8 protein-coding genes are annotated in these 7,786 nt (G+C 70.9%); 5 read left to right on the forward strand and 3 right to left on the reverse strand.

The features are described 5' to 3' along the window. Positions 1 to 41: 41 nt before the first annotated feature. Entirely contained in the window at positions 42 to 1,034 is a 993-nt protein-coding gene (locus QM621_RS09855) for a glycerophosphodiester phosphodiesterase (RefSeq protein WP_414990204.1), read from the forward strand. Here QM621_RS09855 and QM621_RS09860 read toward each other — a convergent pair. Both QM621_RS09860 and QM621_RS09865 read right to left on the reverse strand, forming a co-directional pair. Next, positions 1,012 to 1,197, reverse strand: coding sequence for a hypothetical protein (locus QM621_RS09860; RefSeq protein ID WP_414990205.1), 186 nt, complete (start codon positions 1,195 to 1,197; stop codon positions 1,012 to 1,014). The genes QM621_RS09855 and QM621_RS09860 overlap by 23 nt on opposite strands. Further along, positions 1,194 to 2,318 carry a PspC domain-containing protein gene (locus tag QM621_RS09865; RefSeq protein ID WP_414990206.1) on the reverse strand — a complete coding sequence of 375 codons (1,125 nt, stop codon included), beginning with the start codon at positions 2,316 to 2,318 and terminating at the stop codon, positions 1,194 to 1,196. Before QM621_RS09865 ends, QM621_RS09860 begins: the two co-directional genes overlap by 4 nt. Before the next feature lie 141 nt (positions 2,319 to 2,459). Between QM621_RS09865 and QM621_RS09870 the strand changes: the two genes are divergently transcribed. From QM621_RS09870 to QM621_RS09885, 4 genes are all read left to right on the forward strand, one after another. Continuing rightward, the gene (locus QM621_RS09870; protein WP_414990207.1) at positions 2,460 to 3,692 is read left to right on the forward strand and encodes a PspC domain-containing protein; all 1,233 of its coding nucleotides are present in this window, start codon (positions 2,460 to 2,462) and stop codon (positions 3,690 to 3,692) included. Continuing rightward, entirely contained in the window at positions 3,689 to 4,348 is a 660-nt protein-coding gene (locus QM621_RS09875; protein ID WP_414990208.1) for a LuxR C-terminal-related transcriptional regulator, read from the forward strand. Before QM621_RS09870 ends, QM621_RS09875 begins: the two co-directional genes overlap by 4 nt. A 182-nt stretch (positions 4,349 to 4,530) precedes the next feature. Next, entirely contained in the window at positions 4,531 to 5,958 is a 1,428-nt protein-coding gene (gene zwf / locus QM621_RS09880) for a glucose-6-phosphate dehydrogenase (RefSeq protein ID WP_414990209.1), read from the forward strand. 37 nt (positions 5,959 to 5,995) lie between these two features. Beyond that, positions 5,996 to 6,745, forward strand: a complete 750-nt coding sequence (locus QM621_RS09885) for a lytic transglycosylase domain-containing protein (RefSeq protein ID WP_414990210.1) — start codon at positions 5,996 to 5,998, stop codon at positions 6,743 to 6,745. A 164-nt stretch (positions 6,746 to 6,909) separates the two neighbouring features. Here the strand turns inward: QM621_RS09885 and QM621_RS09890 are convergent, their stop codons facing one another. Next, on the reverse strand, positions 6,910 to 7,515 hold the full coding sequence (locus QM621_RS09890; RefSeq protein ID WP_414990211.1) for an LPXTG cell wall anchor domain-containing protein: 606 nt from the start codon (positions 7,513 to 7,515) through the stop codon (positions 6,910 to 6,912). Between the last annotated feature and the right edge of the window lie 271 nt (positions 7,516 to 7,786).

Below are 7,786 nucleotides of genomic sequence, written 5' to 3' on the forward strand. Positions count from 1 at the left end.
TCGTCCACCTGCGAGCCACTCCGAGGTGACATGATGCGGGCGTGAACCGGCCGACCATCATCGCCCACCGCGGCGTGCCGACCTACCGTCTCGAACACACCCGCCCGTCCTACGAGCTGGCGATCGAACAGGGCGCGGACTACATCGAGCCCGACGTCGTCTGCACCTCCGATGGCCACCTCGTCGTGCGCCACGAGAACGAGATCTCCGGCACCACCGACGTCGCCGACCATCCCGAGTTCGCCGACCGTCGGGCCACCAAGGTGATCGACGGCAAAGAGCTGACCGGGTGGTTCACCGAGGACTTCACGCTGGCCGAGCTGAAGACGCTGCGCACCGTCGAGCGGCTGCCCCAGCTGCGCCCGCAGAACGTCGGGCGGAACGGGACTGAGCCGATCCTGACCTTCGAGGAGGTCCTCGACATCGCCGAGGCCGCGCCGCGCCAGGTCGGGGTCTACGTCGAGACGAAGCACCCGAGCTACTTCGACGAGATCGGCCTCAGCCTCGACGACCGGCTCATCGAGGCGCTGGAGCGGCGTGACCTCAACCGCGTCGACAGCCCCGTGCCGATCGTCATCCAGTGCTTCGAGACCGGCAATCTGCGCCGCCTGCGGAGCCGCACCCCGGTCATGCTGATCCAGCTGATGGACCGCAAGGACGCGCCCTGGGACCTGGAGGTGGCCGGCGACCCGCGCACGTACGCCGACCTCACGGCCCCTGCGGAGCTGACCTGGATCGCCGGCTACGCCGACGGCATCGGCCCGAACAAGAGCCTCGTCATCGCCCGTGAGCCCGACCACCGCCTGATCGGCGAGACCGGCCTCGTGCGGGACGCCCACGCGGCCGGTCTGCTGGTCCACATCTGGACGATGCGCGACGAGAACAACTTCCTGCCGCTCGACCTGCGGATCGGCGAGGTCAAGGCCGAGCACGGCGACGCCGCAGAGGAGTACCGCCTCTTCGCGCGGGCCGGCGTCGACGGCTTCTTCGCCGACGACACCGGCGTCGCGATCAGGGCGCTTTGCGCAGAGTGAGCGCGAGCCCCCCGACGCCGAGGGCGATCAGGGCGACCGGGGCGGCGCGCAGCAGGTGGACCGGCTCGGCCGCGCCGACGGCGACGAGCGTCCACCCTGCGGCGATCAGGACGAAGAGGGCTCCGCTCAGGAAGCTCCAGGCGTTGAAAGAGTGCGGGTTCATGCTCGCTCCACGAGGGTCTGGCCGAAGGTCTGGTCGATGACGAGGGTGAGCCGGGGCTCGTCGCCGGAGGCGGTCTCCAGGACCGCCTCGCGGCCGGATCGGCGCTGGTCGAAGACGACGATCTCGCCGCCCTCGATCCGGCTCTCCACCCGGACGGGCAGGTCGGCGGGGACGATGACGGTCACCTGGCCGACCCCGGCGTCGATGGCGACGGTGCGGCCGAGCAGCTCGTCGGGGTCGTCGACCTGGCTCAGGTCGAGTCGCAGGTCGCCGAGGCCGAGCTCGTAGTCGGAGCGGACGTCGGCCGCGCTGGCCGGGGTCGGGCGGAACTCGCCGACGGGGCCGTCGGGGACGAGCGCGGAGACGGCGAGCACGAGGCAGAGCAGCAGGCCGACCGGGACGAGCGCGATGCTGCGCCCCCAGCGAGCCCCGACGAGCAGGCCGGCGCCGACGACGCCGAGCGCGAGGGCCGGGTAGGCCGCGACGGGCAGGTCGAGCCCGGCTCCGGCGTGGACCGCGGCGAGCACGCCGAGCGCGATCAGCAGGGCGCACATCGTGACGAGGAACAGCACCGGCGGGGCGAAGGATCGGCGCAGGGGCGTCGGCGGGGTCGCGGCCGGAGGCGCGTCGGGCGCAGCCGTCGGCCGGGGCGGCGGCGCGGCCTGGCCCTTCCCGCGCGGCAGCACGACGAACAGCCAGTAGCAGAACAGCGCCGGGACGATCAGCCACAGCGAGAAGATCGGCGTCGCGACGCCCCAGAACCAGCCGCCGTCGCCGACGACCGAGGCGAAGGCGAGCGCCCCGCCGAGGATCAGCGCGCCGGTGCGGATCTGCGGCTCGTTCGCGCCGAGGCGGAACCAGTCGGCCATGACGCTCGGCCGTCCGTCGTCGCTCGGCAGCGCGAACCACAAAGTCGCGTAGAGGACGAGCCCGGCCAGCCCTGCGAAGCACAGGGCGACGAAGACGACCCGCACGATCACGGGATCGATGCCGAGGCGGCGGCCGAGTCCGGCGGCGACGCCGGCGACGACGCGGCCCTCGGTGGCGCGCTGGGTGTCGGGGAGGGAACGGAAGTCCTGGCCGCCGGGCGGCGGGGGAGGCGGTGTCGTGCTCTGGCTCATGCCTCCATCGTGGCCGCTCCCGTCGCCCCGCGGTATCCGGTGAGACCCTGGTCGGTCCCTGAGGGGTCCCTGGAGCGAGGGCCTGGAATGGGGGGAAAGACCCGATAGCGCCGCGCCGCCTGCACGTGTGACCATCGTGCGGTGACTCCGCCACCTCCCGCGCGCCGCGCCTCCCGCCCCGCCGGACGCCGTCTGCTCTCCGGCGTCAGCGCGGGTGTGGCCGACCATCTGGGCGTCGACGTCCTGTGGGTGCGGCTGACCTTCGTGGTCTCGGTCTTCCTCAACGGGGCCGGACTCGTCGCCTATCTGCTGCTGTGGCGCTTCCTGCCGCTTGCGACCGAGGAGCCGGCGAGCCCCGGATTGGCCGCCGCGACCCGTGGCGGGCTGCGCACCGGACGCCAGTTGACGTGGATCGACCACACACGGGCCGCCGCCGTCCTGGCGCTCGGCGCCGGGGTGGGGTTGGCGCTCCAGATGAGCGGCCACGGCGTCGCCTGGGGCCTGTTCGTGCCGCTGCTGGTCGGCGCGGCTGGGCTCGCGGTCATGTGGCGGGGGCTCGACGACGTCGGGCTGGGCCAGCGGTTCCGGGGACTGTCGGTGGTCCGCACGCTCGTCGGCCTCGGCCTGGTGGTCGGGGCGGGCGCCTACCTCGTGACGGTCGAGGCCGGATGGACGGCGTTGGCCGACGCGAGCCTGGCGATCGTCGTCGCGCTCACCGGCGCGGCGGTGCTGGTCGGGCCGTGGATCGCCTCGCTGGTCTCCGACCTCGGAGCCGAGCGGCGCGAGCGGGCGCGGTCCCAGGAGCGCGCCGACATGGCCGCCCACCTGCACGACTCGGTCCTGCAGACCCTCGCGCTGCTGCAGAAGCACGCCGACGACCCCGCGACCGTCGCCACCATCGCCCGACGTCAGGAGCGCGAGCTGCGCGCCTGGCTGTACGGCGGCGGCGAGCTGGCCGGGACGACGCTCGCCGCGGCGCTGCGGCAGGCCGCCGACGAGGTCGAGGACGACCACCGGATCGCCGTCGAGCTGGTCGTCGTCGGCGAGGGCGACCTGGCCCTCGACCCGGATGTGGCCGCGCTCGTGCGGGCGGCCCGCGAGGCGATGGTCAACGCCGCCAAGCACGCCGGGGTCGACCGGGTCGACGTCTTCGCCGAGGTGGCGCCGACGCAGGTCGAGGTGTTCGTCCGGGACCGGGGCACGGGCTTCGACCCGGAGGCGGTCGGGGAGGATCGGATGGGGCTGCGCGGCTCCGTCGTCGACCGCATGGGTCGGCACGGCGGCCGCGCCCGGGTGCGCAGCGCGCCGGGCGAGGGCGCGGAGGTCGCGCTGACGCTGCCCCGTGAGAGCCAGGCCGAGGAGGAGAACGCATGACCGAGTCCGAGAAGGGCGGGCGCCGACGGGTCGTGCTGGTCGACGACCACGCGATGTTCCGCAGCGGCGTGCGCGCCGAGATCGCCGGGGCGGTCGACATCGTGGGCGAGGCCGGCGACGCCGACGAGGCGGTGGCGGTGATCGCCGCGACGCTGCCCGAGGTGGTGCTGCTCGACGTGCATCTGCCGGGCGGCGGCGGCCAGGAGGTGCTGCGCCGGGTCGGCACGCGCCACCCCGAGGTGCGCTGTCTGGCCCTGTCGGTCAGCGACGCCGCCGAGGACGTCATCGGCGTCATCCGGGCCGGCGCGCGCGGCTACGTCACCAAGAACATCTCCGGGCCGGAGCTGATCGACGCCATCGGGCGGGTGGCCGCCGGCGACGCGGTGTTCAGCCCGCGCCTGGCCGGCTTCGTGCTCGACGCCTTCGCGGGCCATGTCGAGGTCGCGCAGGTCGACACCGACCTCGACCGCCTCACCGAGCGCGAGCGCGAGGTCATGCGCCTCATCGCCCGCGGCTACGCCTACAAAGAGGTCGCCAAGGAGCTGTTCATCTCCCCCAAGACCGTCGAGACCCATGTGTCGAGCGTGCTGCGCAAGCTCCAGCTGTCCAGCCGCCACGAGCTCACCCGCTGGGCCAGCGACCGCCGCCTGATCTGAGGGCTCCGCGAGACGCAGGATGATGGGTTGAGGTTGTTGACGTTGCCTTTTCCCATCATCCTGCGTACCGGGTAGACGCAGAATGATGTCTTTGGGACGCGATCGCTACCCAAACCCATCATCGTGCGTCCCCGCCGCGCGGAGTTCACCTGAGCGCAACGAAACGGGCCTAGGCTGACGGAATGAAGCAGCCGTATCTCATCGTCCTGTTCGGCGCGACCGGCGACCTCGCGCGACGCAAGCTGCTGCCGGGGCTGATGCACCTGGCGCAGTCCGGTCTCGTCGGTGACACCCGCATCCTCGGCGCGTCGATGGACGACTTCGACGACGAGGAGTTCCGGAGCTTCACCGAGCAGGCCTGCCGGGAGTTCGGCACCCGCGACATCGACGAGGACGACTGGCGGGACTTCGCCGGACGCCTCTCCTACGTCAACGTCACCCACGGCGCGGCGGCGCTGGCCGAACGCGCCCACGAGCTGGAAGCCCAGCTCGGCGAGGGCGTGCGCAGGCTGCACTATCTGAGCGTGCCGCCGAAGGCCGCCCTCGACGTCGTCGGACAGCTCGCCGAGGCCGACCTCGTCACCGACGCGCGCATCATCATGGAGAAGCCCTTCGGCACCGACCTGGCCAGCGCGAAGGCCCTCAACGCGGCGATCCACGAGGTCTTCGCCGAGGAGCAGATCTTCCGCATCGACCACTTCCTCGGCAAAGAGGCCGCGCTCAACATCCTCGCCTTCCGCTTCGCCAACGGCCTGTTCGAGCCGATCTGGAACCGCACCTTCATCGACCATGTGCAGATCGACGTCCCCGAGACGCTCTCGGTGGCGGGCCGGGCCGGCTTCTACGAGGGCACCGGCGCGTTCAAGGACATGGTCGTCACCCACCTGTTCCAGATCCTCGCCTTCATGGCGATGGAGCCGCCGACCGCGCTGAACTCCGACGCGATCAGCATCGAGAAGAACAAGGTCTTCGCCTCGATGCTGCCGCTGACGCCTGAGAGCGTGGTGCGCGGCCAGTACCACGGCTACCGAGGCGAGGAGGGGGTCGCGGCCGACTCCGAGACCGAGACCTTCGTGGCGCTCAAGGCGGAGATCGACAACTGGCGCTGGGCCGGCGTGCCGTTCTACCTGCGCACCGGCAAGAAGATGGCCGAGGGCGCGCGCATCATCTCCATCGCCTTCCGCGAGCCGCCGAAGTCGATGTTCCCCGACGGCTCCGGCGTGGGGCGCTCCGGGCCGGACCACCTCACCTTCGACCTCGCCGACGCCTCGCGCATGTCGCTGTCGTTCTACGGCAAGCGCCCGGGCCCCGGAATGAAGCTCGACAAGCTGTCGATGCAGTTCGCGATGCAGGAGACCGGGCGTCAGGGCGACGTGTTGGAGGCCTACGAGCGGCTGATCCTCGACGCGATGCTGGGCGAGCGCACCCTGTTCACGACCGCCGAGGGCATCGAGCGGCTGTGGGAGGTCAGCCAGCCGCTGCTCGACGACCCGTCGCCGGTGCGTCCGTACGAGCCGGGCACCTGGGGGCCGAACGCGGTGCATCAGCTCATCGCGCCGCACAGCTGGCGGCTGCCCTTCGAGCGACGGTGGCGCGGCGACCAGGAGTAAACGAGCCTCACCGCAGGGCGGTTACGCTGTCGGGGTTATGTTTTCCTCGTCCTCCCGTGTCTTCTGGATCTCCCTGGCCGTCCCGGTGGCCTTGGGACTGCTCGGACTGGCGGCCATCGTCGTGGCCGCCGTGCGGTGGAACCGTCCCTCGGAGGGGCTGGTCGAACAGGCGCCGAGCTCGACGGCCTCCGAGCCGTCGGCCGTCGGGTCGGGCGAGGTCGGGGTCGACGAGCTCGCCGACCCGGTCTGGGTCGAGCAGACCGCAGCCTCCACCGGCATCCCGCGCCGCGCGCTGGCGGCCTACGCCGGTGCGTCGATCGCGGTCGCCACGACCCATCCCTCGTGCTCGCTCGGCTGGACCACGCTCGCCGGGATCGGCCACGTCGAGTCGGGCCACGGCACGATCTTCGGCGGCTCCATCGGCGACGACGGGCTGGCCTCGCCGGCGATCATCGGCATCGCGCTCGACGGCGACGGCGTCGCGGCGATCTCCGACAGCGACGACGGGGAGCTCGACGGCGACACTCATTGGGATCGCGCGGTCGGTCCGATGCAGTTCATCCCGTCCACGTGGGAGCTCTACGCGGCCGACGGCGACGGCGACGGCGAGGCCGACCCGCAGGACGTCGACGACGCCTCGCTGGCCGCCGCCGTCTATCTGTGCGAGGCGGGCGGCGACCTGTCGTCGGACCAGAACTGGATCGCGGCGGTCAGCGCCTACAACGCCTCAGTCGACTACAACAACCGCGTCGTCGCCGCCGCCGACCACTACGCCGCGCTCAGTTAGCGGGCCGCTGGGTCATGACTACGGTCGCTCTCTGACTCGAAAGGCCGGGGATCGTTGGAATACAAGGAGTCGCACGGTCTCGCACCTCAGCGCGCCAGGGGCTTCATCTGGAAAGGCCGGCCGTCGTGACCTGAGGGTCGAAGTGGCCCATAGGGCGTGGCGTGTCATGGGGCGGTGTGTGCGCGTCGGCGGTGGAGGAGGAGGAGTGCTGCTCCGGCGGCGAGGAGGGGTACGCCGACAAGGAGTGTGCCGAGCACGGTGCTCCCGGTGTTGGGGAGGTGTTCGTCGGTGTCGCTGATAGGGGCGGCTGTCGCTGGCGCGGCGGCGGCTGGAGGAGTAGTGGTGGGCGGCGGTGTGGTCGCGGGTGGTGTGACCTCGCCGGTGACGGTGAAATCGAAGGTGCGGGAATCAAGGGCCTGGTCGTCGCTATAGCAAGTCAGTGACAGGCGGTACTCGCCCGGTGTGGCTGTGGCGGGGATGATGAAGGAGCCCTGGACTGAGCCGTCAGGCTCGACAGGGATGTTATGTTCCACAACCGGCGGTGCCCCGTCTTCATTTATGACAGCATCCAAGTTAACGAAGAGCTCGTTGGCTTGGACACCTGGATGGTGGCAGTGGCCGGTGACGTCGATGGTGTCGCCGGGGTCGGCGGTGGTGGTGCTGACATGGAGGGTCGGCTCGGGCGCTTGGGTCGCCATGGCAGCCGATCCTATGGTGAAGAGCCCGAGGGTGAGCGTCGCGAGAATGGCCCATCGGGCCAGGCGTGTCATGCCGCGATGGTACTCGATTCGGCTTCATGGCGAGATTGCTTGAGAAAGTTCAAGGAGCGTGAAGGGGTGCCCGAACGGTGTCCTCGCCCCGTCCCCAGACCGACCGCTCTCAGGCCTCCAGCACGATCGCAGAACACGTAGGCGGGGGTGGTTGCGGTGTGGTTGGGGGGTCGACTAGGTTGTGGTTCGTCTCGGGGGTGTGTGGGGTTTCACATTTCTTCTATTGGAGGGTTTGAGTCATGTCGCGTGTGTTGTCTACGGAAGAGGCGAA

It is taken from the genome of Aeromicrobium sp. (assembly GCF_047606445.1).
GTDB lineage: Bacteria > Actinomycetota > Actinomycetes > Propionibacteriales > Nocardioidaceae > Aeromicrobium.